Genomic DNA, 26384 nt, shown 5'->3' on the forward strand with positions numbered 1-26384 from the left:
CTTCGGCCAATTGGAGCCCACTATGCGCCGCCCACTTCTGCTGCTCGCCCTGCTGCTCGTGCCTTTCGCCAGCCAGGCCGGCCCCGACGTCTTGCGCGTCGGCGCCAGCAACGAGCTGATGTCGACGCTGGAGCCACTGGTGGATCAGTACCAGATCGAGACGCGCAACAAGGTCCTGCTGATCGGTGGCAGCGAAAGCGAACTCACCGAGCAGGTGCGCCAGGGCACGCCCTACGACCTGCTGCTGACGCCGCTGCACAACACGGCCAGGCCGTCCCAAGCGATCGAGTGCAAGGCCCGTTCGATGCAGAGACTGACCCTGGTGAAAGGCGAGCGCCGTGCGCTGGCTACGGACTTCGTCGACTACCTGAGCAAGCACTGCGCCGACCACTGAGGCGACTTCCCACCCATTGACGGTGGACTGGGTACACTAGGCAGCTTTACCACTGCCGGATCGTCGCCATGTCTCATCCTTTTTCCGACCTCACGCCCGATCTGGTACTGGATGCAGTGGAAAGCATCGGTTTTCTCAGCGACGCCCGTGTTCTTGCGCTCAACAGCTACGAGAACCGCGTCTACCAGGTGGGCATCGAGGACAGCGAGCCGCTGATCGCCAAGTTCTACCGCCCCGGGCGCTGGACCAGCGAGGCGATCCTCGAGGAACACACCTTCTCCGCTGAACTGGCCGAGTGCGAAGTCCCGGTAGTGGCGCCGCTGGTACATGAGGGTCAGACCCTTTTCGAGCACGCCGGCTTCCGCTTCACCCTGTTCCCCCGCCGTGGCGGTCGCGCGCCGGAGCCGGGCAACCTCGATCAGCTCTATCGCCTCGGCCAGCTGCTCGGTCGCCTGCACGCCGTGGGCGCCAATCGCCCCTTCGAGCACCGCGAGGCACTGACGCCGCGGAACTTCGGGCACGAGTCCCTGGCCACTCTGCTGGAAGGCAATTTCGTCCCGAAAAGCCTGCTGCCGGCCTATGAATCCGTGGCCCGCGACCTGCTGAAAAAAGTCGATGACCTGTACGCCCGCGTGAAATACACGCCTATCCGCATGCACGGGGATTGCCATCCCGGCAACCTGCTGTGCCGCGACGACACCTTCCACGTCGTCGACCTCGACGACTGCCGCATGGGCCCGGCTGTGCAGGACCTGTGGATGATGCTCGCCGGCGAGCGCCACGAGCGCCTGGGCCAGCTTTCCGAGCTGGTAGACGGCTACCAGGAATTCCACGATTTCGACCCGCGCGAACTGCCGCTGATCGAAGGCCTGCGCTCGCTGCGCCTGATGCACTACAGCGCCTGGCTGGCGCGCCGCTGGGACGACCCGGCGTTCCCGCCGAGCTTCCCCTGGTTCGGCAGTGAACGTTACTGGGGCGAGCAGGTGCTGGTGCTGCGCGAGCAGTTGGCGGCGCTGGATGAAGAGCCGTTGCGGTTGTTCTGATTCGGCACACCGACGCAGGAGCGTTCGGTATCGCGCCACTTCAAGGAAGAAACACCATGAAACTGCACCTCTTACTGATCCTTGCTGCCGGTCTGGCGACCGGCCTGATGCCGGCGCTGGCGGCCAGCTTCGATTGCCGGAAGGCCAGATCGCCGATGGAAGAAGCCATTTGCGCAAACGGCGATCTGTCTGCGCTGGATGACCAGTTGAACGCCTCCTACCGCGCGCATCTGGGCGATACCGAGCAGAACACGACCGCACTCAAGACCTCCCAGCGCGCCTGGCTCCGAGCGGTCCGTCAACGCTGCGAAGCGGTCGATGAAATAGCCGACTGCCTGAGCGACGCCTATCGCGAACGGCTGGAGAACCTCGGCCCCGCCACCAACGCCGCTCCACAGGGTCACGACTGGAAACTGGCATTGCGTATCGGCAACGCCGCTCCAGGCTACGACTTCCTCCTCGACATGCAGCCCTGCGCAGAGCAGACCTGCGAGGGCCCGGCCTATCTCGGCATCCAGCGCAAGGGCAGCAACCACGTGATGCAGGCGATCTACCTGCCCAATGTCTTCCTCACTCGACAGGACAATGGCGAACCGCTGGTGAACTCGGCCCGGCTCTACGACTACCAGGGTGTGATCAATAGCGGCGACTTCAATTTCGACGGCCAGCCGGACTTCGCTGTGCAGAATGGCAATCGTGGCTCCTACGGCGGGCCCAGCTACGACGTATTCCTCTTCGATGCACCGCGCCAGCGCTTTATCCACAGCCCCGAATTGAGCGACCTGACGCTGGAGAACCTGGGGTTCTTCGATGTCGACAGCAAGCGTAAGCGGCTCATCACCTTTGCCAAGAGCGGCTGCTGCTACCACGAGAAGAGCGAGTACATCGTCAAAGCCAACCAGCCGCTCGCCGTGAAACGCGAAATCGAGGACGCTGCCGGCGGAAGTGGCGAACCAGAAATGGTGCTGCTGGGCACGGAGGAGCTCGTCGACGGAAAGTGGCAGACCACCTCATCGCGCAAGGTTCCGTTCAAGGAGCTCTACGGCGACCAGTAGTGCGCCGTAAAGCCAACGTTACGCGCAATAGTCGGCCCTGGCTCGGCAACTCATGTGGCGGCACAGACAAGCCTTCGCGAGCGCCCTAGAATTGTGCAGCCACTCATTAGCTGCCTAACCAAGGATGTTCCATGGCCATCGCCAATCCCCGCCGGGGCTACGCCCTGGGCTTGACTGCCTATGTCATCTGGGGGCTCTTCCCAATCTACTTCAAGCTGCTCGAACGCATCCCCGCCCTGGAAATCATCACCCATCGCGCCATCTGGTCCGCGGTGTTCGGCGCCCTGCTGTTACTGGTCTGGAAGCATCCCGGCTGGTGGCGCGAACTGCGCGAGAATCCCAAGCGCATCGCCGTGCTCACCGCCAGCGGGCTGCTCATTGCCAGCAACTGGCTGGTCTACGTCTGGGCGGTGAACAACGGTCACATGATCGAGGCCAGCCTGGGTTACTACATCAACCCGCTGATCAACGTGCTGCTGGGCCTGGTGATCCTGCGCGAGCGCCTGCGCCCGCTGCAGTGGGTCGCTGTCGGCCTCGCCGCGCTGGGTGTGGCCCAACAGCTGTGGCAACTGGGCAGCCTGCCCTGGGTATCACTGGCGCTGGCGCTGACCTTCGGCTTCTACGGGCTGATCCGCAAGCAGGCGCCGGTAGCCGCGCTGCCGGGGCTGGTGGTGGAAACCTGGATCCTGCTGCCACTGGCGATCGGCTACCTCGTGCTGTTCGCCGACGGCCCCAGCGTGCACGCGGACTTCTGGACCACCAAGGACGCCCTCTGGCTCGCCGCCGCCGGCCCGATCACCCTGGTGCCGCTGGTGTGCTTCAACGCCGCCGCACGCCACCTCCCCTACGCCACCCTGGGCTTCCTGCAATACCTGGCGCCAACCCTCGTGCTGCTGCAGGCGATCCTGCTGTTCGGCGAGCACCTGGACACCACGCGCCTGATCTCCCTGTGCTGCATCTGGGCGGGTCTGGTCGTGTACAGCGTGGACATCTGGTATCGCCTCTCCCGCGGCGACTGATCATTAATTGATCCACCGCCTGCAAGCCACACCAGCTGTGGCTTGCAGGCAGTCACCAGCAGATTGTCCACAGCTCTATCCCGCGATTGCGGGGATAACGCTCGTTTCTTCCACAACCGGCCCCAGCCCGCTCCTCTCACTGCCTATTTCTGCGGCGGCAGAATGCCGACCGATCAATATCTGATCAAATCCATAGAGTCCGCGCCCCCTCTGGTCTGCAAGAACATTCCCCCGACTTTTCCACAGGCTGATCCCCGCTTCGTGTGGATGAGCGAGAGCCGCCCGATCAGAAAGTGGACAACTCTCTGGACGCCAGAAGCGGCGCCATCTGTAGCGTTCCATGAACGGCTTCTCCACAGACTCTTCCAGTGGATTTGTGCACAACGTCTGGAAGGTTCGGAGCACTGTTTTCACTGAGCCTCTGCTGTACAAAAAACAAGCAGCACCATCAAGCCCCCGAAAACAGTGCACCGCAGACAGTTATCAACAGAATGCCCACGGCGCGATCCCCGCGATCTGTGCACAGATTCAAGGCAGGAAGTGGATAAACGGGTTGGCGCCATGCCCAAATAAAATGGGCCCTCCGTCAATTCATCAACAGAGAGCCCACAGGTTTTTCCACAAGACGGAGGATCAGAGCAGAGCTGTTACTCCCCGCTGTGGAAATTCAGTTCCACCATCAGGTCGTCGGCCAGTTCTTCCAGCTTTCCTTGCAGGGTTTCCAGCGGCAGGGTCAGTGGCACGGCCAGCAGTGCCTCCGCGTGGAACAGCGGCTCGCTGCTCATGGGCGCGGGCAGTACCTCGGTGGTCAAGCTCTCCAGGTTCACGCCATGCTCGGCCAGCAGCTGGGTGATGTCGCGGACGATGCCGGGGCGGTCGTTGCCCACCAGGTCGAGATGGATCGGCTTCCAGTTGCAGGCCGGCTCGATACCGCTTTCCGCCAGCAGCACACGGATACCGTGCTCGCTCAGCTCCTGCAGGCCTTCCACCAGTTCGTCATAACCCTCGGCGGGCACCGCCACGCGGAGAATCCCGGCGAACTGCCCGGCCATGCGCGACATGCGGCTTTCCAGCCAGTTGCCACCGTGGGCAGCGATGCATTTGGCCACGCGCTCCACCAGGCCGGGCTGGTCCTGGGCGATGACGGTCAATACGAGGTGGTCCATGAGCAGTCTCCGCGAAGGGCTAGGCCGTGAGGTCCAGCCAATAGGTGTAGAACTTGTCGTCCCGCTTGTAGCCCAGGCGCTCGTACAGCGACTGGCCGGCGTGATTGGTCTTCGCCGTCTCCAGCATCAGGCCGCAGGCACCGGAGCTTTCGCCGTGGGCGCGAGCGGCGTTCATCAGCGCTTCGCCATAACCATCGCGGCGCGCGGCGGGCAGCACGTAGAGGTCGCTGACCAGCCACGACGCCTGCAGCGCCAGGGAGGCGAAGAAGGGGTACAGCTGCACGAAGCCTACCGCCAGCCCATCGATGCTGCGGGCGATGAAGACCGTGGATTGGCCGCTGCCGATGCGCGCCTGGAGGTACTCACGAATTTTCGCGTGGGGCGCGGGCACTTCGTAGAAATCGAGGTAGCCGGAAAACAGCGGAACCAGGTCATCCAGATCATTGGGGGTGGCAAGCGTCACGGACATGCGGGATTCTCCAAGAGGGAAGAAGCAGTATAGGCACGGCGAGGTTAGCCGGCTGCGACGGGCTGCCACAGGTACCCAAACGGGTTATCCGTGTACAGTTTTAAGATTTATCTGGAACAATCCAGAAGATTTTTGCGAACATATGACCTGCTACGTGACTGATATGCGTACTTTGGTCTAACCGCGACGCTAGCCCACTGATTTTTCCCACGGCATCATGTAGTATTCCGCGGCTCGGACTACAAGGCGTTTTGCCTGTGTCCAGAGCTGGTCCTGAGCAGAGTGAGGCAAGCAATGACTGAACGCGTTCAAGTCGGTGGCCTGCAGGTCGCCAAAGTCCTGTTCGACTTCGTAAACAACGAAGCCATTCCCGGCACCGGCATCGACGCCGGCAAGTTCTGGGCAGGTGTCGAAACCGTAATCAACGACCTGGCCCCCAAGAACAAGGCCCTGCTCGCCAAGCGCGACGAGATCCAGGCGAAGGTCGATGGCTGGCACCAGGCCCGCGCCGGCCAGCCGCATGACGCGGCCGCCTACAAGGCCTTCCTGCAGGAAATCGGTTACCTGCTGCCCGAGCCGGCCGACTTCCAGGCCAGCACCCAGAACGTCGACGAAGAAATCGCCCGCATGGCCGGCCCGCAGCTGGTCGTACCGGTCATGAATGCCCGCTTCGCCCTGAACGCCGCGAACGCCCGCTGGGGCTCGCTGTACGACGCACTCTACGGCACCGACGCCATCAGCGAAGAGAACGGCGCCGAGAAGGGCAAGGGCTACAACAAGGTCCGTGGTGACAAGGTCATCGCCTTCGCCCGCGCCTTCCTCGACGAAGCCGCCGCGCTGGAATCCGGCTCCCACGTCGACGCCACCGCCTATGTCGTGAAGAACGGCGCCCTGGCCGTGACCCTGAAGAATGGCAGCGAGACCGGCCTGAAGAACGCCGCTCAGTTCCTCGCCTTCCAGGGCGAAGCCGCCAAGCCGAAAGCCGTGCTGCTCAAGCACAACGGCCTGCACTTCGAAATCCAGATCGACCCCACCAGCCCGATCGGCCAGACCGACGCCGCTGGCGTGAAAGACGTCCTGATGGAGTCCGCGCTGACCACCATCATGGACTGCGAAGACTCCGTGGCCGCCGTCGATGCCGACGACAAGGTCGTGGTCTACCGCAACTGGCTGGGCCTGATGAAAGGCGACCTCGCCGAGCAGGTCTCCAAGGGCGGCAGCACCTTCACCCGTACCATGAACCCGGACCGCGTCTACACCAGGGCCGACGGTTCCGAGCTGAGCCTGCATGGCCGTTCGCTGCTGTTCATCCGTAACGTTGGCCACCTGATGACCAACCCGGCGATCCTCGACGCCCAGGGCAACGAAGTGCCCGAAGGCATCCAGGACGGCCTGTTCACCAGCCTGATCGCCATTCACAACCTGAACGGCAGCGCTTCCCGCAAGAACAGCCGCACCGGCAGCGTCTACATCGTCAAGCCGAAAATGCACGGTCCGGAAGAAGTCGCCTTCGCCGCCGAGATCTTCAGCCGCGTCGAGGACCTGCTGGGCCTGCCGCGCAACACGCTGAAAGTCGGCATCATGGACGAAGAGCGCCGCACCACCGTTAACCTGAAGGCCTGCATCAAGGCCGCCGCCGAGCGCGTGGTGTTCATCAATACCGGCTTCCTCGACCGCACCGGTGACGAGATCCACACCTCCATGGAAGCCGGCGCCATGGTGCGCAAGGGCGCCATGAAGACCGAGAAGTGGATCGGCTCCTACGAGAACAACAACGTCGACGTCGGCCTGGCTACTGGGCTGCAGGGCAAGGCGCAGATCGGCAAAGGCATGTGGGCCATGCCCGACCTGATGGCCGCCATGCTCGAGCAGAAGATCGCTCACCCGCTGGCTGGCGCCAACACCGCCTGGGTTCCGTCGCCGACCGCCGCCACACTGCACGCGCTGCACTACCACAAGGTCGACGTGTTCGCCCGTCAGGCCGAACTGGCCAAGCGCGCACCAGCTTCGGTGGACGACATCCTGACCATTCCGCTCGCCCCGAACACCAACTGGAGCGCGGAAGAGATCAAGAACGAGCTGGACAACAACTCCCAGGGCATCCTCGGCTATGTAGTGCGCTGGATCGACCAGGGCGTTGGCTGCTCCAAAGTGCCGGACATCAACGACGTCGGCCTGATGGAAGACCGCGCCACCCTGCGCATCTCCAGCCAGCTGCTGGCCAACTGGCTGCGCCACGGCGTAGTGACCGAAGAGCAGGTGCTGGAAAGCCTCAAGCGCATGGCGCCGGTGGTAGATCGCCAGAACGCCGGTGACGCCCAGTACCGCCCGATGGCGCCGAACTTCGACGACAACGTGGCCTTCCAGGCCGCGCTGGAACTGGTCATCGAAGGCGCCAAGCAGCCCAACGGCTACACCGAGCCGGTCCTGCACCGCCGCCGTCGCGAGTTCAAGGCCAAGAACGGCCTGTAAGAGCTTCGCCAAGCGTTGAAAGAACCGCCCTTCGGGGCGGTTTTTTATGGCTACCGGTTGGGATTTGCGCCGTTCCCAGCCGATCGCGGACAGAGCCCGCTCCTACGCAAACGGGTAGCTTCCGCGTAGGAGCGGACTCTGTCCGCGATTGCCTTTGGGCCACTTCGAACCCCATACGTAACGCCTGTGCACAATTATTGTGTACAAAATCCCCAATCCGCTTATTTTCCACACAGGCAAGAGCTGACTCTCAAGTCAATGATTGCTATGGAAAAATTATTTCGCGACCCCCTGGATACCTGGCAAAGCCGCACCAAGCAAGGGCTCTGCTCGATTCCCAAGAAAGTGGAAAATCCACCGGGACTGCAAGGAGAACCGGGCTGGCACGGAATTGGCTTTTGCACACAAACCACAAAAAGCCGTGCATACAAAGCCGAGTAGCCCATGACCAGCAGTCCCACGCACCTGTCCGGCGTTACCCCCATCCAATCTGCTGATAGCGCGGCCGCCGCCCGGCCGACCGCGCCAACCCTGAGCCCGCGTCTGTACAGCGCCGACTTGGCGCCGACCAAGGCTGCTGGCCGTAGTTGGGGGCGCTACAGCCTGTTCGCGCTGTGGACCAACGATGTGCACAACATCGCCAACTACTCCTTCGCCATCGGCCTGTTCGCGCTGGGCATGAGCGGCGCGCAGATCCTCGCCGCCTTCGCCCTCGGCGCGCTGGTGATCTACGGGCTGATGAACCTCTCCGGCTACATGGGCCAGAAGACCGGCCTGCCCTACCCGGTGATGTGCCGCATCAGCTTCGGCATCCACGGCGCCCAGGTGCCGGCGCTGATCCGCGCGGTGATCGCCATCGCCTGGTTCGGCATCCAGACCTACCTCGCCTCGGTAGTCCTGCGCGTGCTGCTCACCGCCATTGCACCGAGTCTTGCGGCCTACGACCAGGATTCGATCCTCGGCCTGTCGAGCCTTGGCTGGATCACCTTCCTCGGCATCTGGTGCGTTCAGTTGGTGATCTTCGCCTACGGCATGGAGATGGTGCGCCGCTACGAATCCTTTGCCGGCCCGATCATCCTCGTCGCCTTCGCCAGCCTCGCCGGCTGGATGTACTGGCGTGCCGGGCTGTCGATTGCCTGGTCCAGCGGTAACGCGCCGACCGGCTCGACGATGTGGCTCAAGGTGCTGGGCGCCGCCGCATTGTGGGTCTCGCTGTACGGCACCATGATCCTCAACTTCTGCGACTTCACCCGCAATTGTCCGGACCGCCGCACCATCAGCGTCGGCAACTTCTGGGGCCTGCCGGTGAACATGCTGGGCTTCGCGCTGATCGCCGTGGTGCTGGCCGGCGCGCAGTTCAGCATCGACGGCAAGCTGGTGCAGAACCCCACCGAGATCGTCGCCGCCATCCCCAACACCTTCGGCCTGGTGCTGGCCTGCCTGGCCTTCCTGATCGTCACCGTGGCGGTGAACATCATGGCCAACTTCGTCGCCCCGGCCTACGTGCTGACCAACCTCGCGCCGAACCTGCTGAACTTCCGCCGCGCCGGCCTGCTCAGTGCCACCATCGCCGTGCTGATCCTGCCGTGGCACCTGTACAACAGCCCGGCGGTGATCGTGTACTTCCTCGGCGGCCTGGGCGCACTGCTCGGCCCGCTGTACGGGATCATGGTCACCGACTACTACCTGGTGCGCCGTGGCCGGGTGAACCTGCCGGAGCTCTACAGCGAAAGCCGCGAGGCGGCCTATCACTTCAGCGGCGGGGTCAACCTGCGCGCGGTGGCGGCGTTCGTCCCCGCCGCGCTGATCGCCATCGTCCTCGCGCTGGTGCCGGCGTTCGAAAAGCTGTCGCATTTCTCCTGGTTCTTCGGCGCCGGGCTCGGTGCGCTGATCCACTTCGCCCTCGCCGATCGCAAGCGCAGCCATGTGGACGTCTGCGGCGAATCCATCGCAGTGGACGCTGCGCATCATTGAGGTTGTGGATAAACGACAAGGCCGCCTTCGGGCGGCCTTGTTCATTCAGCGAGCCAGCAGGAAGTCCAGCACCGCGCCTTCGAACTCGCGGGGAAACTCGATGTTCGATAAATGCACGGCCGGTAGCCTGAGCAGACAAGCACCGGGGATCGCTTCGGCGATCAGCTCCCCGTGGCTGGCGGCGGTGACGGTGTCGAACTGGCCAGCAATCACCAGAGTGGGCAGACGGACGTCCCGCAAGGCCGCGCGCAGATCGGTTTCCTGCACGGCGGCGAAGGAACCGGCCAGCCCGTGCCGGTTGGTCGCTAGCAGCGTCGCGCGGAACGGCTCCACCTCCGGGCGGCCTTGCGCCAGCCAGGTCGCCGGGAACCAGTTGCCAAGGAAGGTCGCGGCGGTGCCCCGCATATCTTCCGCCTCCAGCACTTCGGCGATGCGCGCATCCCACTGAGCCTGCGACCCCAGCCAGGCGGAGGTGTTCGCCAGCACCAACCGTTCGATGCGTTGCGGCGCGTTCAACGCCAGCCATTGGCCGACGAAGCCACCGAGCGACAAGCCGAGAAAATGCGCACGTTGCACACCCAGTGCGTCCAGCAATTCGATGACGTCTTCGCCCAGCTGCGCCAGCGAATACGGCCCCGGCGGCACGCTGGAAGCACCATGGCCGCGAGCGTCGTAACGCAGCACGCGGAAGTGCTCGCTCAGCGCGGCAATCTGGCCGTCCCACATGTGCAGGTCGGTGCCGATGGAGTTGGACAGCACCAGCAACGGCAAGCCGGCGGAGCCATCCAGGCGGTAGGCAATACGCGCGTTGTCGCGGGTCGTCAGGTAATGCAGCGGGCTCATGGGAGCGTCTCCGTCAGTGAAGGTGCAGACGAAGGTAGTTGCCGCGGCATTCCGAAGAAATTACAAAGATCTGACCAAGACTGTCAGGAAAGCTGACATGCACGATTTCACCCTGCACGACCTGCAATGCTTCGACGCGGTGGCCACGGCGGGCGGCTTCCAGGCGGCGGCGCAGCAACTGCACCGTTCGCACCCCGCGGTGTTCGCCGCCGTCGCCCGGCTGGAGCGGCAGCTCGGTTTCGCGCTGCTGGATCGCAGCGGCTACCGCGTCACCCTGACCGCCTCCGGCCAATCCTTCCATCGCCGCGCCCAGGGCTTGTTGCGCGAGCTGGGCAGCCTGCGCGACCACGCCACGCACCTGGCCGCCGGAGAGGAAAGCGAATTGCGCGTGGTGCTCGGCGACTTCTGCCCGCGCCCTACCCTGCTGGAGCGATTGGCGCGTTTCTTCTCCGGTGAACCGCAGACACGGCTGCAGCTGTACTTCGAAAGCGTCAGCGGCCCGCTGGAGCGGCTACTGGATGATGAGGCGGACCTGATCCTGCATCGCGTCGACAAGGCCGATCCGCGCCTGGAATGGCTGGACCTGGGCGCCGTGGATTTCATCCCGGTCATCGCCCCGGCGCTCCTGCCGGAAATGGCGAGCCCCGGCCCGGAACACCTACGCCCGCTCACCCAGTGCGTCATGCGTGACAGCGCCCGGCACTCGCCGCCAGTAGAGTTCTTCACCCTGGATGGCGCGCCGCAATGCAGCGTGCCGGACCAGGCGATGAAGAAAGAGCTGGTGCTGTACGGCCTGGCCTGGGGCCACCTGCCACGTCACCTGATAGAAGAGGAACTCGCCGACGGCCGCCTGCGCGACCTCCGCGGAGCACAGCTGCCCGGCCGCCGCGAGGAACTGGTCGCCGCGCGCCGCCGCGACCGTGCCCACGGCCCGGTCGCGCAACGGCTCTGGAGCTTCTTGCAGGCAGGCTGATCAGCTGCGACTCATTGGCCCGCGCACAGGCTGCTCGCGCAGGTGGCTGACCTCGCTGACTGGCGCGCCCGCTGCGATCAGCACCTCGCGCTGCTGCAGGATCGGCGTGCGGGCAATGGCGCGCTCGAACGGGTGGAGTTTTTCGAATGCCGGCAGGGCGAAGGCCACTTCCAGCATCGCCGCCAGTTTTGGCCAGCGCTGGGCGTCGAGCTGGTAGCGGGCGAACTGCGCGTTGCGCATGAAGCAGGCAACGCTGATGTCAGCGATGGACAGCTCGCCGAATAGCCAGCCGCTCGCCGGCAACTGTGCTTCCAGATAGTCAAGGACCGCTGGCAGGTCCTGCTGATAGGTCTTCTCCAGCACCGCCGCATCCGGCTCGCGGCCCCAGACGCCACGGCCGATCACCAGTTGGTCGAACAGCTGCCAGATCACCACCTGGCCCATGCGGCTGTCGGCGAACTCCTCGATCCAGCGCGCGCGGGCGCGCTGGGTGATATCCGTCGGGTAGAGCGCAGGCTGTGGATAACGATCTTCCAGGTACTGGCAGATCACCGAGGAGTCGTTGAGCACCAGTTCTCCGTCCACCAGCACCGGCACCTGGCGCAGCGGGCTGAGGCGCTCGAACTCGGCGTTGCCGTAAAAGGGCACGACGGAATCGATGCGGTAGTCCACGCCCTTCATTTCCAGCAGGACCAGCGCTTTGCGCACATAGGGGGACAGGTAGGAGCCGATGATGAGTACGGGGTCGGACATGGCTGTTTTTCTTATAGGAATAGGCGCCCGATTGTAGATCGTGCCGCGAACGGCAGACAAAAGCCGACGGGCGCCAATTGCGCGCGTGACTGCACTTTGCGATCATTTGCGAATAGTTATCGTTTTTGAACTTGATCCCATTCGGGTCATTGGGGGAGTAGCTTGTCGGCCATCCAGATGGGTAGCGGCGAACTCGTTGGCGCCTTGTATCGCGATCACCGCGACTGGCTGACTGCCTGGCTGAACCGCAACCTGGGCTGTCCGCAGCGCGCCGAAGACCTGAGCCAGGACACCTTCGTCCGCGTGCTCGGCCGTCGCGAGCTGCCTTTCCTGCGCGAACCGCGCGCCTTCCTGGTCACCGTCGCCAAGGGCCTGCTGGTGGATCACTGGCGCCGCGTGGCGCTGGAGCAGGCCTACCTGGAAGAGCTGAAGTTCCTGCCCGAAGCCGTGCAGCCCTCGGCCGAGGAACACTGCCTGATCCTCGCCGACCTGCGCGAGATCGACCGCCTGCTGGGCAAGCTGTCCACCCGCGCGCGCAGCGCCTTCCTGCTCAACCGCCTGGATGGCCTGGGCCACGCCGAGATCGCCGAACAACTGGGCGTTTCCGTGCCGCGGGTGCGCCAGTACATCGCCCAGGGCCTGCGCCAGTGCTACATCGCCTTGTACGGCGAGCCGACGTGAAGGGACCGGTTTCCCTGCAGGTGCTGGACGAGGCGATCAGCTGGCAGCTGCGCCTGGGCTCCGGGGAGTCGCGCCCGGACGATGAAGCTGCCTTCGCTCGCTGGCATTCCGCCCACAGCGAACATGCCCGCGCCTGGAGCCAGTTGGGCATGCTCGACCGCAGCCTTGCCGGCGCCGCCCCCAAGGCCGCACGCAATGCCTTGCTGCGCTCGCCCGGCGAGTCGCGGCGCAAGGTCCGCCGGCTGGCCGGCACCGGGCTGTCGCTGCTGCTGCTCGGCGCGCTCGCGCTAGGCGTAGGCAATCGCTATACGCCGGTACGCTACGTCTTCTCCGACCTGGTAACCGCCACCGGCGAGCAGCGCGAACTGCGCCTGCCGGACAACACCCTGCTCAAGCTCAACAGCCGCACCGCCGTCGACGTGCGCTTCGACGCCCAGCAGCGCCGCATCGTGCTGCTCAGCGGCGAGATCCTGGTGGAGACCGCCCACGGCGACAGCCGTCCGTTCATCGTCGAAACCGACGAGGGCCGCCTGCGTGCCCTCGGCACGCGCTTCCTGGTGGAGCGCGACGAAGGCGACAGCACCTTGCTCAGCGTCCTGCAGTCCGCCGTGGCCGCGCGCCCCGAACAACTGCCGGACGAGCGCGTGATCAACCAGGGCCAGCAGGTACGTGTGCGCGCCAACGGCTTCGGCACAGTGGAGGCCAACAGTGCCACTGCCGATGCCTGGACCCACGGCATGCTGGTGGTGGACAACGTGCGCCTGAGCGAGCTGATCGACCAACTGGCTCGCTACAGCCCCGGCTACCTGGCGGTGGACCCGGCGCTGGCGGACCTGCGCATCACCGGCAGCTTCCCGCTGAAGAACATCGACCTGGCGCTGAGCTCGCTGGAGCCGACGCTGCCGGTGCGTATCGAGAAGCACGGCCCCTGGTGGTCGCGCGTGGTACCGCGCGGCTGAACGCAAACGCCCCGTAGGAGCGGACTCTGTCCGCGATGGCCTCCGACGCGATGCGGACCTATCGCGGACGAAGTCCGCTCCTACAAAAACCCCGCCTAAGCAGAAGGCCGAATTTTTTTCACCCAGCCCTATCACTTTTTGATTCTCGTCCGGCAAGGAGGCATCGAGAAACGTTTTCATTCAGGAGTCGTTTTCAATGCGCCGCCCGTTCGAGCTTTCGCTTCGCCCTTGTCTGCTGGCCACCGCCATTCTGCTGGCAACCTCCTCGGCCCTCGCCGCCGACGCCGTGCGTGATTACCAACTGCCCGCCGGCCCGCTGGCCAGCACCCTCAACCGCATCGCCGCCGAAGGTGGCCTGAGCCTGAGCCTCGACCCGGCACTGGCCCAGGGCCGCAGCGCGCATGCCGTGCAGGGCCGCTTCGATGCCGCCAGCGCACTGCGCCAGGCGCTGCAGGGCACCGGGCTGGAGCTGGTGGAAAGCGAATCGGGCAGCTACAGCCTGCGCCCGGTGCCCAGCGACACCCTGTCGATGTCCGCCACCACCATCAGCGGTACCCAGGAAGACCCGGACGGCCCGACCGTCGGCTACCTCGCCACCCGCACCCGCGCCGGCACCAAGACCGACACCCCGCTGCTGGAAGCCCCGCGCTCCATCTCCGTCGCCACCCGCGAGCAGATGCAGGACCGCAACGTACAGAGCCTGGACGACGCGGTGCGCTACATGCCCGGCGTGATCGCCAGCAGCTACGGCAACGATACCCGCGCCGAATGGCTGAAGGTACGCGGCTTCGAGCCGACCCAGTTCCTCGACGGCCTGCCGCTGCCCAAGGGCTCCTACGTGATGCCCAAGCTGGAAACCTGGGACCTGGAACGCGTCGCCCTGCTGCGCGGCCCGGCGTCTTCGCTGTACGGCCAGACCCCGCCCGGCGGCCTGCTGGACATGACCAGCCGCCGTCCGGAAGCTGAAAGCAGCCATGAAGTGCAGCTGCAGGTCGGCAGCTACGAGCACAAGCAGATTTCCTTCGACAGCACCGGCAAGGTCGACGACGCCGGCAACCTGCTCTACCGCGTCAGCGGTGTGGTCCGCGACAGCAACACGCAGATCGAGCACGTCGACAACAAGCGCTACAACATCGCGCCGAGCCTGACCTGGAACTTCGACGAAGACACCAAGCTGACCTTCCTCTCGCAGTTCAACCGCGACGATACCGGCATCACCAGCCAGTTCCTGCCGCTGCAGGGCACCAAGCTGTCCACCCCGGCGGGCGAGGTGAAGTACCACAAGAACCTGGGCGACCCCGAGTGGGAGTTCTACGACAAGACCTATTACGCCCTGGGTTACGCCTTCGAGCACCGCATCAACGACGTCTGGCAGTTCCGTCAGAACCTGCGCTACACCAAGAGCGACCTGTCCTTCCAGGGCATCACCGCCGGCGGCAGCGCGACCTCGGTCAGCGACGACGGCACCCTGGCCCGCGGCGCCAACGTGGTGAATGAAGACATCAGCCAGTTCGCCATCGACAACAACCTCCAGGCGGACTTCTCCACCGGCCCGCTCAAGCACACCCTGCTGCTGGGCCTGGATCACCAGCGCGCCAACACCAACTACAAGTGGCTGTATGGCGCGGCGTCGACCAGCAATATCAACAAGCCGATCTACGGGCAGGACTTCAGCAACGTCGCCTTCACCGCGTACAACGATTACAACCAGAAGATGCGCGACACCGGCCTCTACGCGCAGGACCAGATAGCCCTCGACAACTGGCGCCTGACCCTGGGCGGCCGCCAGGACTGGGCCCACACCGGCTCGAAGTTCTACAACGCCGGCGGCGCCACCGATACCCGTCGCGACAGCCAGTTCAGCGGCAACGCAGCCCTCAGCTACGTGTTCGAGAATGGCGTGGCGCCCTACGTGTCCTATGCCGAGTCGTTCCAGACCGAAGCGGGCGGCGCCGCCGGCGCGGCCTTCGAGCCGAGCACCGGCAAGCAGTACGAGCTGGGCGTGAAATACCAGCCGGTGGGCACCGACCTGATGCTCAGCGCTGCCGTCTACGACCTGACCCGCAAGAACATTGTCCTCACCGGCAGCGACTTCATCAGCCGCCCGGTGGGCGAAGCGCAGGTGCGTGGCTTCGAGCTGGAAGCGGTGGGCAACGTCACCGAGAACCTCAAGGTGACCGCCGCCTACACCTACGCCAACAGCAAGATGACCAAGGTCGCCAACCCGCTGGACAAGAACCGTCCGCTGCCGCTCACCCCGGAAAACCAGGCCTCGCTGTGGGCCGACTACACCTGGCATGACGGCCTGCTCGACGGCTTTGGCCTGGGCTTCGGCACCCGCTACGTCGGCGAGACCCATAACATCGCCATCGGCAGCATGGGCTACGTGCGCGACAAGTCTGACGGCGACACCGGCTCCTACACCGTCTACGACGCCGCGGTGCACTATGACCTCGGCCGCCTGGACAACAGCCTCAACGGCCTGAACGTCGCGCTGAACGCCAACAACGTATTCGACAAGGAATACATCTCCACCTGCGACGGCTTCTACTGCTACTACGGCGACCGTCGCAACGTGGTGGCCAGCGTCAACTACAAGTTCTGACCGGAACCGGCGGCCCGCGCAACGCGGGCCGCTTCGATGTTTAGGGGAACGTAGGAGCGGGCTCCGTCCGCGATGGCCTCCGGCGCGAGGCGGACCTATCGCGGACAGAGTCCGCTCCTACGCAATGCCCACCTGCTCAGCGCCGCACGGCTCCCCAGACCACACTCGCATCGTCGTGGATCTTCAGGCGCGGATAGTCCAGCGCCTGGCCATCGGCGCTTTCCAGCGCGCGCAATTCGTCGATCAGCGCTTCGACGCCACGTTCGGGCAGCGCCGCGAACAGCGAATCCAGGTCGTAGCGACGGAAATCCAGCAGCCGGTCGAATCCATCGGTCACCAGCATGAACGCCTTCAGACCCGAAGGGTCGAGCACCCGGCGCTGCACATGCGCAATCCAGCGCTCGCTCGGATCGAGGCACCAATAGCCTTGCGGGGTGTTCGCCAGCGCCCGGTTGCGCCGTACCCACTCGCGACTGGCCTGCCACAGCTGCGCATGGGACCAATCCGGGTTTGCCTCGCGCAGCGCCAGCAGGCGCTGCACCGACTGGCGGTCGATCTCTTCCAGCGGGGTGTCGCCGAAGCTCTCCACATGCCCGTCATCCCACGCCAGGTGGATGCAGGTGTCGCAGAGATTGAGCAGCTCCAGCGAACCATCGCCCAGCACCCGCAGCAGGCTCAGGCAGGCGGTGGGCAGGTTCAGATCAAGACTCACGGCCACGCCGGAATCACGCTGGAAATCCACAGCGATGCCCGCCTGCAATTGCACCAGCAGGTCTTGAGTCGGCCGGTACGGCTGCTCCTCCAGCAGGCGCTGGAGGTGGGCATTGGCGCTCTGCGCCAGCCAGCGCGCATCGCTCTCGCCGCCCACCAGCCCCTGCCCGAGACTGGTCGCCCCGTCCAGCACCCAGGCCGCCGTGGCGGTATAGCCGATGGCATCGTCATTCACCGGCGAGCCCTGGCGGCACGCCGCCCCCAATACGGAAATCGTCGTCACAACCGCTCTCCTTCGTTTCGTCGGCCACACTGACCGGCGTACAGTCTCATCACCTTCCGGACTCTGCCAAGGAGAGCCCCATGTTTCGAGTCCTGCCGTTGCTGCTCGCCGGCCTGTTGCTGGCCACCGGCGCCCACGCCACGCAAGTGAAGTACTTCGACCTGCCCAAGGGCTCCGGCCCGCACGACGTGGCGCCCACCGAGGACGGCAAGGTCTGGTACACCGCGCAGAAGCTCGGCGTGCTTGGCCGGCTCGATCCGCAGACCGGGCAGAGCGAGCAGATCAGTCTCGGCAAGGGCTCCAGCCCCCACGGCGTGATCGCCGACGCCAACGGCGACGCCTGGATCACCGACAGTGGCCTCAACGCCATCGTCCACGTGGACGCGCAGCGTCTGGGCGTGGAAGTCATCCCATTGCCCAAGGAAGCGGCCAACGCCAATCTCAACACTGCGGTATTCGATGACGACGGCGTGCTGTGGTTCACCGGGCAGAATGGCTTCTACGGTCGACTCGACCCGGACAGCCGCGACCTGAAAGTCTGGCCGGCTCCGCGCGGCAAAGGCCCGTACGGCATCGCCGTGACTCCGGATGGAGGCGTCTGGTACGCGTCCCTCGCGGGCAACTACATCGGCCAGGTCGACGATATTGCCGATAACGCCACCACCTTCGACGCCCCCGGCAACGACAGCGGCCCGCGTCGCCTGTGGGCCGACTCCGTGGGGCGGCTGTGGATCAGCCAGTGGAACGCCGGAAGCCTGGCGCGCTTCGACCCCAGCGACAACCAGTGGAAAACCTGGAAGCTGCCGGGCGATCATCCGCAGCCCTACGCGGTCTACGTCGATGCCATGGACCAGGTCTGGCTGAGCGATTTCGCCGCCAATGCCCTGCTGCGCTTCGATCCGCAGAGCGAGAAATTCACCACCTACCCGAGCGACCACGAACACGCCAACGTGCGTCAGCTGCTCGGCCGGCCCGGCGAGGTGTGGGGTGCCGAATCCGGCACCGACCGCCTGGTCGTCATTCAAGATTGAACCCACCCAGGAGTCATCGATGAGTACCCGCCCCGTCCTGTTCCACGCCGCCGCGTCGCCCTTCGTGCGCAAGGTCATGGTCCTGCTGCACGAGACCGGCCAGGCCGATTCCGTGGAGCTGTACGCCGCCGTCCACACACCCATCGCGCCGGACGCCGGCGTGCTGCAGGACAACCCCGCCGGGAAGATTCCTGCCCTGCGCCTGGCCGACGGCCAGACCCTGCATGACAGCCGGGTGATCCTCGAATACCTCGACCAGCAGCACGCCGGCGAGCCGCTGATTCCCCGCGACGGCGCGGCACGCTGGCGCCGCCTGAGCCTCGCCTCATTGGCCGACGCAGTGCTGGATGCCGCCGTGCTGATTCGCTACGAAACCGCCATGCGCCCCCAGGAGAAACACTGGGACAAATGGCTCGACAACCAACAGCTGAAGATCGTCCGCACCCTCGCCTATTTCGACGGCCCGGCCCACCCCGAGCTGGCCGAGCGCTTCGACATCGCCGCGATCGGCGTCGCCTGCGCGCTGGGCTATCTGGACTTCCGCCAGCCGCACTGGGATTGGCGCGCGGACCATCCGCAGCTGGCGAAGTGGTTCGCCGAAGTCAGCCAGCGGCCGTCGATGCAGGCGACCGTGCCGGGCTGACTGACGATGGGTATCGCTGCGCTCCACCCATCCTACGAGGGCCAGGGTACTCAGCTCAGAGTGTGGGCCGGCATGCTCCAGACCTGCCAGCCCGCACCGCCCAGCCCCCTCTCCCCTCGGGAGAGGGTTGGGGTTAGGGGAAGACGGCTGCGCCAGGTCTTCATCATCGGCTGGCTGTGCCGCACGACCCGCCGCTGAAAACGCTCATCACGCATTTCCCTCCGCCCCATCCCCTGCTCGAACAACCCGGCGATACGCCGCGCCAGCCGCCGCCCCACCTCGCGCTCCTCGCGCAGCCCTGCCCACGCACTCATGACTGCTGCTCCTGGCGGCCGAAGCGATAGATCGGCAGCGCCAGCAGCAGGCCGAGCTGGGCGACTCCCACACACATCTCCAGGAAGGAGCGCACGTGGGGATTGTTCGCCGCATCCTCGACGCCGGTGAGCAACTCCCACCAATCGCCCGGCAGCAGCAGGGCGATGTGGGCCAGCGGTTTGCCGCTGGCCACCAGCAGGGCGATCCAGTCGAAGCGGCCGATGAGCATCAGCACTGGCAGGCACAGACCACTGACCAGCAGGCCGGCGAACAGGCACAGGGAAAAGCGCATCACGTTGGTCATCACGACTCTCCTCAGCGCTGTACGCGCACATCGTCCAGGGAAAATTCCAGGTCATCGCCACGGGGCTTGCCGATGCCATACCAGTCCAGCCGGCGAGTCAGCACCATCACGCCACCGAGCACACCGAACAGCAGCAGCGAGCCCATCAGCAATGCATAGTCTTCGGCGCTGAGCAGCGCGTAGAGCATCCCGTAGAGCCCGGCGAGCCCCAGGCTGAAACCGGCGCCGCGCCACAGGCTGTGCAACACGTGGCAGAGGTAGAAACCGATCAGCCCGACACAGGCGCCAGCGGACAGCAGGTACGCCAGCTCGAAGCCGAGGTGCTCGGAGAGCGACAGCAGGAGCAGGTAGAACAGCGCCAGCGCCATGCCCACCAGCGCGTACTGGATCGGGTGCACCGACAGGCGCTTAAGCACTTCGAAGAGGAAGAAGCCAGCGAAGGTGAGGACGATGAACAGCAGCGCGTACTTCACCGCGCGGTCGGTCTTCAGGTACTGGTCCACCGGGTCCACCAGCGCCACGCCGAAGCGATGCTCACCGAACTGGCTGCACTCGGCGGTGCTGGCGCCAGAGGTATCTGGATCATCCGCACCGACCGCGCGAGCCACATCGACCTGGGCCGGCGCGGTGCATGCACGCAGTTGGTCCTCCAGATTGGTGGCGAAGAAACTGGTGCGCCAGCGGGCGCTGAAACCCTGGTCGCTGACACTGCGCTCGATGGGCAGGAACTCGCCGCCGAAGCTGGGGTGCGGCCAGTCCGAGACCAGGTTGACCTGGCTGTCGCGGCCCACAGGGGTGATGTCCAGGCGGCTGCTGCCCAGCAGCGAAAGCTCGAAGGCGTAGTCGAAGCGCTGCTCGCGGTCGCTGGCCTTGAACGGCAGCAGCGCATGCACGCCGTTGCCGAGGAACTGGCTCTGGGTGCCGGGCTGGAAGTCGCGCAGTTCGTCGCCGATCTTCAGCTTCGGCGCGTTCTCGATGCCGCGCACATCGCTGATGCCTACCGCCAGCAGCGGCTCATCGAAACGGTAACTGGTGAGATCACTGGTGATGCCGTAGTTGGCCGGCAGGACGAAGCTGCCGCCGATCTGGCTGTCGGCATGGAACAGGCGCGCCTCGTAGATGCCGCGATGGCGCAGTTCGGTGCGCATCTGCCCATCGAGGCTGAAGACTTCCGGCAGGAAGTACAGCCGCCCGCGCACCTCGCGCTCCTGCAATACGCGCTGCTGGCTGGCCTTGTCCAGGCGCCAGGCGCGAATGGTGCGGGTGTAGGGCACGACCACCAGCGGGCCGGTGAGCTGCTGGCTGTAGCTGGCGCTGCGGGCGATGTCCTGCAGGACCTCGTCGCGGTAGTTCTGACGCTCGTCGACGAGGCCGTCGATCATTAGCAGGGGTATCAGCAGGAGGACGATCAACAGCGCGATGGCGCCGAGCTTGATGCCGAGTTGGCGGTTCATCGAAGGCTTTCTCCGTGGGTGGACGACGGAGAGAGCTTGGGGTTCGCACGTGGCGGCGCTCGGGGCGGAATGTGGAGAGTCTGTGGGGATTGTGTGGCTATGGCTTTTCGTAGGAGCGAGCTTGCTCGCGAACCTGAGCCCCACAGCGGGGGTTGTTCGCGAGCAAGGACTGGGCGTCCCCCTCGGTCCTACATAGGCAAGAACAGAGTCGCGCGGACGCCGCCGTCGACGTTCTCCACGCTCAGCTCGCCGCCATGCAAGGTCGCCACTTCCGCGACGAAATTGAGCCCCAGCCCGGTGCTCTTGCGGCCACTCGCCGGCCGCGGCAGGGAGTAGAAGCGCTCGGTCAATCGCGGCAGGGCGAACTCGGGAATCGCCTCGCCCTGGTTGAACAACTCGACGCGCCAACCTTCGCCATCGGGCTGCGCATCGAAGCGAATGACGCCACCCGCCGGCGTGAAATCCAGCGCGTTGTCCAGCAGGTTGCCCAGCGCCTGGCGCAGCAGGAAGCGCTCGCCGTGTACCGTCGCCTGCGACGGGATGGCGTTCTCCAGCTGCACGCCCTGCACCCGCGCCATACGCTCGTCGATCAGCTCGCTCGCCAGCTCATGCAAGGCCACCGGTACGCGCTCCTCCAGTCCCTGGCGCTGCTCCACCTGTGCCAGGCTCAGCAGGCGCTCAATCAGTTGCTGCAGGCGCTCGCTTTCCCCGGCGATATTGCCGACGAAGCGCGCTCGCTGCTCGGCGGGCATCTCGCCTTCGAGCAGTTCCGCCGCGCCGCGGATCGCCGCCAGCGGGCTCTTCAGTTCGTGGGTCAGGGTGTGCACGTAGCGCTCGACGTAATCCTTGCCCTCCAGTTGCACACGCATGCGCTCCACGGCGCCGGCCAGCTGCGCCATCTCGCCCCCGCGATAACGCGGCAGCTCCGCGCGGCGCCCTTCGCTGACGGCCTGGGCGTAGCGGGTGAGGCGATCCAGCGAGCGGCTCAGCCACCAGGACAGCCCCGCGCCGACCAGCAGGCCGAGCACGATCAGCCCCGCACCGAGCCATGCGAGGCGCCGTTGCGAACGGTCGATATAGGGCTGCAACGTGCGGTTGGGCTTGGAGACCGAAACCACGCCGATGATCTTCTCGCCATCGCGGATCGGCGCGGCGACATACATCACCGAGGATTCCGGGTCGTCCGCCGACTCGCGGCTGGAACGCGCGCCGTACTGGCCGCGCAGGGTCAGGTAGACGTCGTTCCAGCGCGAGTAGTCCTGGCCCACGGCCTGGCCGAGGGAATCCAGCAGGACGATGCCGCGCGCGTCGGTCACGTAGATGCGGTGGTTCACCGCGGTCTTGTTCACGCCCCAGATATCCGCCTGCGGACTGCGCGCGCCATAGGCGCGAAGCATCTCGGGCAGGCGGCTCTGGTCGAGGGTGCCGCGCTTCACGTCGGCCTGGAGAATCTCGGCCAGCAGGTTGGCCGTGTCCACCAGCGTCTCTTCGCTGGACTGGCGCACGCCGGGGCGGATTTCATCCATGACCGTGCGCAGCACGAACCAGCCGGTCAGCCCGACGAAGAAGAAGTAGACCAGGAAGATCCGCAGCGACAGGCGCATCAGCTCTTGTCCGGCGCGTAGCTGTAGCCCAGGCCGCGGTGGGTCTGGATCGGTTCGGCGACGGGGGCGACCTGGCGCAGCTTGGCGCGCAGGCTCTTGATGTGGCTGTCGACGTTGCGCTCGTAGCCGGCCTCGGCGGCGACGCCCAGGGCATCGAGCAACTGCTCGCGGCTGAACACCCGTTCGGGACGCGCCAGCAGCGTCTGCAGCAGACGGAATTCGTGGCGGGTCAGGCTCAGTGACTGGCCGTGGTAGCGGATCTGGAAGCGCTCCTCGTCCACCTCGAACGGGCCATTGCCGATCACCGCGGGGGCAGGCGCTTCACGCGGTGCCGTGCGCTTGAGGATGGCCTTCACCCGCGCGGCGACTTCGCGCGGGCTGAAGGGTTTGACGACGTAGTCGTCGGCACCGATTTCCAGGCCGACCACGCGGTCGATCTCGGCGTTGCGCGCGGTGAGGAAGATCACCGGCACCTCGGAGAAGCGACGCAGTTGTTTGCAGGCTTCGAAGCCGCTGATATCCGGCAGCCCGACGTCGAGGATGACCAGGTCGAAGGCGTCGCGCTGCAGGCGCTCGAGGGCGGGGCCGGCGAGGTTCAGCCAGGTCGTTTCGAAACCTTCGGCCTGCAGGGCATAGAGCAGCGTGTCGGCGATGGCGGCTTCATCTTCGACGATGAGGATGTGGGGCATGGGATTCCGATTCCCGGGAAAGTCCCGGAAGGGTCCACCAAGCCCCGCGCCGCGTCAATCGAGGATCAGGAGCAGTCCGGCTTGCCGGCGACGAAGCGCTCGCCCGCGTCCACCGCGACGTGGAACTTGCGCAGGCCCTTGGCGCCCATCAGGAAGGGGTAGTTGAAGTGGCTGCGGTCGGTGAGGTTGACCTCGATGGTGCGCTGGTCACCGCCCAGGCACACCGGCAGTTCGATCACCGGGCGCTGGCTGAGGCCGGGGCTGGACTCTTCCTCTTCATCCTCGCCGGCGCCGTCCGAGCGGTTCTTGATCTTGGAGATGCGCGCCAGCTTGTGTTCGTACACCGAGTCGCCGCCATCCTTGGTGGCCAGCTTGAAGCGCACCCAGTCCTCGCCGTCGCGCTGGAAGATCTGGATGTCCTTGGCCGACAGCGAGGAGGTGTAGGCGCCGGTGTCCATCTTGGCCTGCAGGGTCTGGTCGAGCTCGGGCAGGCTGACCCACTCGTAGCGGCCATAGAGCTTGGTCTCAGCGGCATGGGCGAGGCCGGGCAGGGCCAGCGCTATGAGGGTCGGCAGGGAAAGCAGGGCGAGGGCGCGTTTCACGCGGAATCTCCGGGGTGGATTACGTCGCATAGGACTAGCACGACGACCATTGGTTCGCCATACCTGCCCGGCTTGGGCCGAAGGAATTGTCTGCGTATCATGGCCGCGCCACCGTCGCACAAGGAAAGGAACCTATGCGGGCACGCCCTCTGCAAGCGCTGGCCGGAATCATCGCCGGCCTCCTGCTGTTGCTCAACACCCTGATCCTGATCGGCCCGATGCTGCTGATCGCCCTGCTCAAGCTCATCGTTCCCGGACAAGCGGCGAAGGATGCCTGCTCACGCGGCGTGATGTGGATCGCCGAGACCTGGGCGGAGATCGACAAGGCCATCTTCGCCCTGCTGACCCCGACCGTGTGGGACATCCGTGGCTCCGCCCAGTTGCGCGGCGACACTTCCTATCTGGTGATCAGTAACCACCAGTCCTGGGTCGACATCCCGGCGCTGGTGCAGGCCTTCAACCGCAAGACGCCCTACTTCAAGTTCTTCCTCAAGAAGGAACTGATCTGGGTGCCCTTCCTCGGCCTGGCCTTCTGGGCGCTCGACTATCCCTTCATGAAGCGCTACAGCAAGGCCTTCCTGGAGAAGCACCCGGAACTCAAGGGCAAGGACCTGGAGATCACCAAGGCGGCCTGCGAGAAGTTCAAGCGCATGCCGGTGACCGTGGTGAACTACCTCGAAGGCACGCGCTTCACCCCGGTCAAGCAGGCCAAGCAGCAATCGCCCTACCAAAACCTGCTGCGCCCCAAGGCCGGCGGCGTGGCCTTCGTGCTGGCGGCCCTGGGCGAACAGCTCGATACGCTACTGGACGTCACCCTGGTCTACCCGAAAGGCCCGCGACCAGGCTTCTGGGACCTGCTCTGTGGACGCGTGCCGCGGGTGATCGTGGACATCCAGGCGCGCGAGATCGACCCCGCGCTGTGGCAGGGCGATTACGAGAACGATCCGGAATTCCGCCAGTACGTGCAGAACTGGGTGTCGCAGTTGTGGGAGCAGAAGGACCAGCGCATCGAGCAGTTGCGCCAGGAGTTCTGACGCCCGTTACGCGCCTCGCCCGGCGACCGGCGCAGCCGGCTTCAGCGGGGTCCCCCAGAGTCCGCCGAGCGTACCCAGCAGCTGGCTGCTCAGGCCCTGTTCGGTGAAGTAGTCGAGGATCACCCCGGCGAAGCGGCCGATCATCGACTGGTCCATCCCCAGCACGCCGAAGATCTGGTCGACGTCCTGCAGGTTGTTGATTCCGCCCAGCAGCGCCGCGGCGTTGCCCAGCCCGCCGAAACCACCCAGCGCCCCGCCCAGGTCGCCCAGCGTACTGTTGCCGGCGAGCTGGTCGAGATTCGGCAGGGATTTCTGCAATTGCGCCGTGTCGGTTTCCTTCAGGCTGTTCATCGCCAGCCCCAGCAAGGCGCCCGTGCCACCGATGGCCTGCTGCTCGCTGACGCCCAGTTGCCGGGTGAGGTTGCCCAGCAGTGCGTTGGCAGCCGGCGGCACGCCCTGGGTTTCAGCGGCGGGCTCGCTGGTGTCGGTGAAGGTAGCGGCGAACACAGGGGACGCGACCAGCCAGGCGGCGACCAGGAAGACGGCGGAACGGGTGGGCATCGACGGCTCCGGAAAACGGATGTCCGGCCCCAGGTCGGGGCCGGATCGTCGATAGGACCGGTGCCCGGCGCGGCGGTTCCGCGCCGGCCGGCGGATATCAGGCGCCGGTGCCCCAGAGGCTGCCCAGGGTGCCGAGCAGGTTGCTGTTGGCGCCCTGCTTGCCGAGGTAATCCAGCAGCACGCTGGAGAATTTGCCGGTCATGTCCTGGTCCATGCCCAGCGCACCGAAGGCCTTGCTCACGTCGCCCATGCTGCTGACGTTGCCCAACAGGCCGCTGGAAGCGCCGCCGCCAAGATTGCCGAGCTGCCCGCCCAGGCCACCCAGGGCGTTGCTGCCGGTGAGCTTGTCGAGGCCAGGGACGGTCTTCGCCAGCTGCGAATAGTCGGCAGTGCTGAGCTTGTTCTTCGCCAGGCCCAGCAGGGCGCCGGTACCGCCGAGGGCCTGTTCGTCGCTGACACCGAGCTGGCCGGTCAGGGCGTTGAGCAGGCCGCTGGTCTGCGGGGTGGAGGCGACCCGCGAGGTATCGGCGCCGGTCGTGCCGGATACCGCCTTGGCGGCATCGCCCAGGTTGAAGGCAAAGGCTGAGGAAGCCGCCAGCAGGGCGGCCAGTGCGAGGGTGACACGGGGTTTGACGGACATCGCTGTCTCCTGGGGGTGTACCGGACGCCATATCGACCGGGTGCCGGAGCCGTTGTTCCGCCATGGACGGCCCCAAGGGACAAAGCACGGCTCGGTCACAGTGTCGC

At 65.5% G+C, this 26384-nt stretch carries 26 protein-coding genes; 13 read left to right on the forward strand and 13 right to left on the reverse strand.

The genetic code is table 11. From position 1 onward, the window contains the following. Window positions 1-22 precede the first annotated feature (22 nt). The 4 genes from G4G71_RS00165 (at window position 23) to rarD (ending at window position 3511) form a co-directional block, all read left to right on the forward strand. Window positions 23-394 (forward strand): type 2 periplasmic-binding domain-containing protein, encoded by a 372-nt coding sequence (locus G4G71_RS00165; protein ID WP_169934926.1) that lies wholly within the window; start codon window positions 23-25, stop codon window positions 392-394. Window positions 395-462: 68 nt separating this feature from the next. After that, window positions 463-1437, forward strand: a complete 975-nt coding sequence (locus G4G71_RS00170) for a serine/threonine protein kinase (protein ID WP_169934927.1) — start codon at window positions 463-465, stop codon at window positions 1435-1437. 56 nt (window positions 1438-1493) lie between these two features. Then, window positions 1494-2492: a lysozyme inhibitor LprI family protein gene (locus tag G4G71_RS00175; RefSeq protein WP_169934928.1), complete on the forward strand. Its 999-nt coding sequence runs from the start codon at window positions 1494-1496 to the stop codon at window positions 2490-2492. A 131-nt stretch (window positions 2493-2623) separates the two neighbouring features. Beyond that, complete coding sequence (gene rarD / locus G4G71_RS00180) at window positions 2624-3511, forward strand: EamA family transporter RarD (RefSeq protein WP_169934929.1); 888 nt, start codon at window positions 2624-2626, stop codon at window positions 3509-3511. 647 nt (window positions 3512-4158) lie between these two features. Here rarD and G4G71_RS00185 read toward each other — a convergent pair. Continuing rightward, on the reverse strand, window positions 4159-4677 hold the full coding sequence (locus tag G4G71_RS00185; RefSeq protein WP_024763639.1) for a glycine cleavage system transcriptional repressor: 519 nt from the start codon (window positions 4675-4677) through the stop codon (window positions 4159-4161). Between the two features lie 19 nt (window positions 4678-4696). Continuing rightward, window positions 4697-5146, reverse strand: coding sequence for a GNAT family N-acetyltransferase (locus tag G4G71_RS00190; protein ID WP_169934930.1), 450 nt, complete (start codon window positions 5144-5146; stop codon window positions 4697-4699). A gap of 294 nt (window positions 5147-5440) precedes the next feature. Between G4G71_RS00190 and G4G71_RS00195 the strand changes: the two genes are divergently transcribed. Together G4G71_RS00195 and G4G71_RS00200 are read left to right on the forward strand one after the other, a co-directional pair. After that, window positions 5441-7618 carry a malate synthase G gene (locus G4G71_RS00195; protein ID WP_169934931.1) on the forward strand — a complete coding sequence of 726 codons (2178 nt, stop codon included), beginning with the start codon at window positions 5441-5443 and terminating at the stop codon, window positions 7616-7618. A gap of 444 nt (window positions 7619-8062) precedes the next feature. Beyond that, window positions 8063-9592, forward strand: coding sequence for an NCS1 family nucleobase:cation symporter-1 (locus tag G4G71_RS00200; RefSeq protein ID WP_169934932.1), 1530 nt, complete (start codon window positions 8063-8065; stop codon window positions 9590-9592). Between the two features lie 45 nt (window positions 9593-9637). Here G4G71_RS00200 and pcaD read toward each other — a convergent pair whose 3' ends face one another. Continuing rightward, the gene (gene pcaD / locus G4G71_RS00205) at window positions 9638-10435 is read right to left on the reverse strand and encodes a 3-oxoadipate enol-lactonase (protein WP_169934933.1); all 798 of its coding nucleotides are present in this window, start codon (window positions 10433-10435) and stop codon (window positions 9638-9640) included. Between the two features lie 97 nt (window positions 10436-10532). Between pcaD and G4G71_RS00210 the strand changes: the two genes are divergently transcribed. Then, window positions 10533-11408 (forward strand): LysR family transcriptional regulator, encoded by an 876-nt coding sequence (locus tag G4G71_RS00210; RefSeq protein ID WP_169934934.1) that lies wholly within the window; start codon window positions 10533-10535, stop codon window positions 11406-11408. Here the strand turns inward: G4G71_RS00210 and G4G71_RS00215 are convergent, their stop codons facing one another. After that, window positions 11409-12161, reverse strand: a complete 753-nt coding sequence (locus G4G71_RS00215) for a glutathione S-transferase family protein (RefSeq protein WP_169934935.1) — start codon at window positions 12159-12161, stop codon at window positions 11409-11411. 177 nt (window positions 12162-12338) lie between these two features. Between G4G71_RS00215 and G4G71_RS00220 the strand changes: the two genes are divergently transcribed. The 3 genes from G4G71_RS00220 (at window position 12339) to G4G71_RS00230 (ending at window position 16406) form a co-directional block, all read left to right on the forward strand. Next, the gene (locus tag G4G71_RS00220) at window positions 12339-12842 is read left to right on the forward strand and encodes an RNA polymerase sigma factor (protein WP_420826034.1); all 504 of its coding nucleotides are present in this window, start codon (window positions 12339-12341) and stop codon (window positions 12840-12842) included. Continuing rightward, a complete protein-coding gene (locus G4G71_RS00225) occupies window positions 12839-13801 on the forward strand; it encodes a FecR domain-containing protein (RefSeq protein WP_169934937.1) in 963 nt (320 codons plus the stop codon). The genes G4G71_RS00220 and G4G71_RS00225 overlap by 4 nt, the downstream gene beginning before the upstream one ends. A gap of 196 nt (window positions 13802-13997) precedes the next feature. Beyond that, window positions 13998-16406, forward strand: coding sequence for a TonB-dependent siderophore receptor (locus tag G4G71_RS00230; protein WP_169934938.1), 2409 nt, complete (start codon window positions 13998-14000; stop codon window positions 16404-16406). 136 nt (window positions 16407-16542) lie between these two features. On the opposite strand, the gene G4G71_RS00235 is transcribed toward G4G71_RS00230, so the two are convergent. Then, window positions 16543-17400: a protein phosphatase 2C domain-containing protein gene (locus G4G71_RS00235; protein WP_169934939.1), complete on the reverse strand. Its 858-nt coding sequence runs from the start codon at window positions 17398-17400 to the stop codon at window positions 16543-16545. Window positions 17401-17480: 80 nt separating this feature from the next. On the opposite strand from G4G71_RS00235, the gene G4G71_RS00240 reads away from it, so the two are divergent. Both G4G71_RS00240 and G4G71_RS00245 read left to right on the forward strand, forming a co-directional pair. Continuing rightward, complete coding sequence (locus tag G4G71_RS00240; RefSeq protein ID WP_169934940.1) at window positions 17481-18431, forward strand: Vgb family protein; 951 nt, start codon at window positions 17481-17483, stop codon at window positions 18429-18431. Between the two features lie 19 nt (window positions 18432-18450). Continuing rightward, window positions 18451-19074: a glutathione S-transferase gene (locus G4G71_RS00245; protein WP_169934941.1), complete on the forward strand. Its 624-nt coding sequence runs from the start codon at window positions 18451-18453 to the stop codon at window positions 19072-19074. A gap of 50 nt (window positions 19075-19124) precedes the next feature. Here G4G71_RS00245 and G4G71_RS00250 read toward each other — a convergent pair whose 3' ends face one another. The 6 genes from G4G71_RS00250 to rloA2 all read right to left on the reverse strand — a co-directional run bounded on the left by G4G71_RS00250 (window position 19125) and on the right by rloA2 (window position 24042). Beyond that, window positions 19125-19388 carry an ABC transporter substrate-binding protein gene (locus G4G71_RS00250; RefSeq protein ID WP_169934942.1) on the reverse strand — a complete coding sequence of 88 codons (264 nt, stop codon included), beginning with the start codon at window positions 19386-19388 and terminating at the stop codon, window positions 19125-19127. After that, on the reverse strand, window positions 19385-19693 hold the full coding sequence (locus tag G4G71_RS00255; RefSeq protein WP_169934943.1) for a hypothetical protein: 309 nt from the start codon (window positions 19691-19693) through the stop codon (window positions 19385-19387). Before G4G71_RS00255 ends, G4G71_RS00250 begins: the two co-directional genes overlap by 4 nt. 11 nt (window positions 19694-19704) lie before the next feature. Then, a complete protein-coding gene (gene creD, locus G4G71_RS00260) occupies window positions 19705-21147 on the reverse strand; it encodes a cell envelope integrity protein CreD (RefSeq protein ID WP_169934944.1) in 1443 nt (480 codons plus the stop codon). A 188-nt stretch (window positions 21148-21335) separates the two neighbouring features. Continuing rightward, window positions 21336-22751, reverse strand: a complete 1416-nt coding sequence (gene creC, locus G4G71_RS00265) for a two-component system sensor histidine kinase CreC (protein ID WP_169934945.1) — start codon at window positions 22749-22751, stop codon at window positions 21336-21338. After that, window positions 22751-23440 carry a two-component system response regulator CreB gene (gene creB / locus G4G71_RS00270; RefSeq protein WP_169934946.1) on the reverse strand — a complete coding sequence of 230 codons (690 nt, stop codon included), beginning with the start codon at window positions 23438-23440 and terminating at the stop codon, window positions 22751-22753. The genes creC and creB overlap by 1 nt, the downstream gene beginning before the upstream one ends. 65 nt (window positions 23441-23505) lie before the next feature. Further along, a complete protein-coding gene (gene rloA2, locus G4G71_RS00275) occupies window positions 23506-24042 on the reverse strand; it encodes a retropepsin-like aspartic peptidase RloA2 (protein ID WP_169934947.1) in 537 nt (178 codons plus the stop codon). Between the two features lie 134 nt (window positions 24043-24176). On the opposite strand from rloA2, the gene G4G71_RS00280 reads away from it, so the two are divergent. Then, window positions 24177-25076 carry an acyltransferase gene (locus G4G71_RS00280; RefSeq protein WP_169934948.1) on the forward strand — a complete coding sequence of 300 codons (900 nt, stop codon included), beginning with the start codon at window positions 24177-24179 and terminating at the stop codon, window positions 25074-25076. 6 nt (window positions 25077-25082) lie between these two features. On the opposite strand, the gene G4G71_RS00285 is transcribed toward G4G71_RS00280, so the two are convergent. After that, window positions 25083-25637 (reverse strand): DUF2780 domain-containing protein, encoded by a 555-nt coding sequence (locus G4G71_RS00285; protein ID WP_169934949.1) that lies wholly within the window; start codon window positions 25635-25637, stop codon window positions 25083-25085. A gap of 97 nt (window positions 25638-25734) precedes the next feature. Beyond that, on the reverse strand, window positions 25735-26277 hold the full coding sequence (locus tag G4G71_RS00290; protein WP_169934950.1) for a DUF2780 domain-containing protein: 543 nt from the start codon (window positions 26275-26277) through the stop codon (window positions 25735-25737). Window positions 26278-26384 lie beyond the last annotated feature (107 nt).

Source organism: Pseudomonas multiresinivorans (genome assembly GCF_012971725.1).
Lineage (GTDB): Bacteria > Pseudomonadota > Gammaproteobacteria > Pseudomonadales > Pseudomonadaceae > Pseudomonas > Pseudomonas multiresinivorans.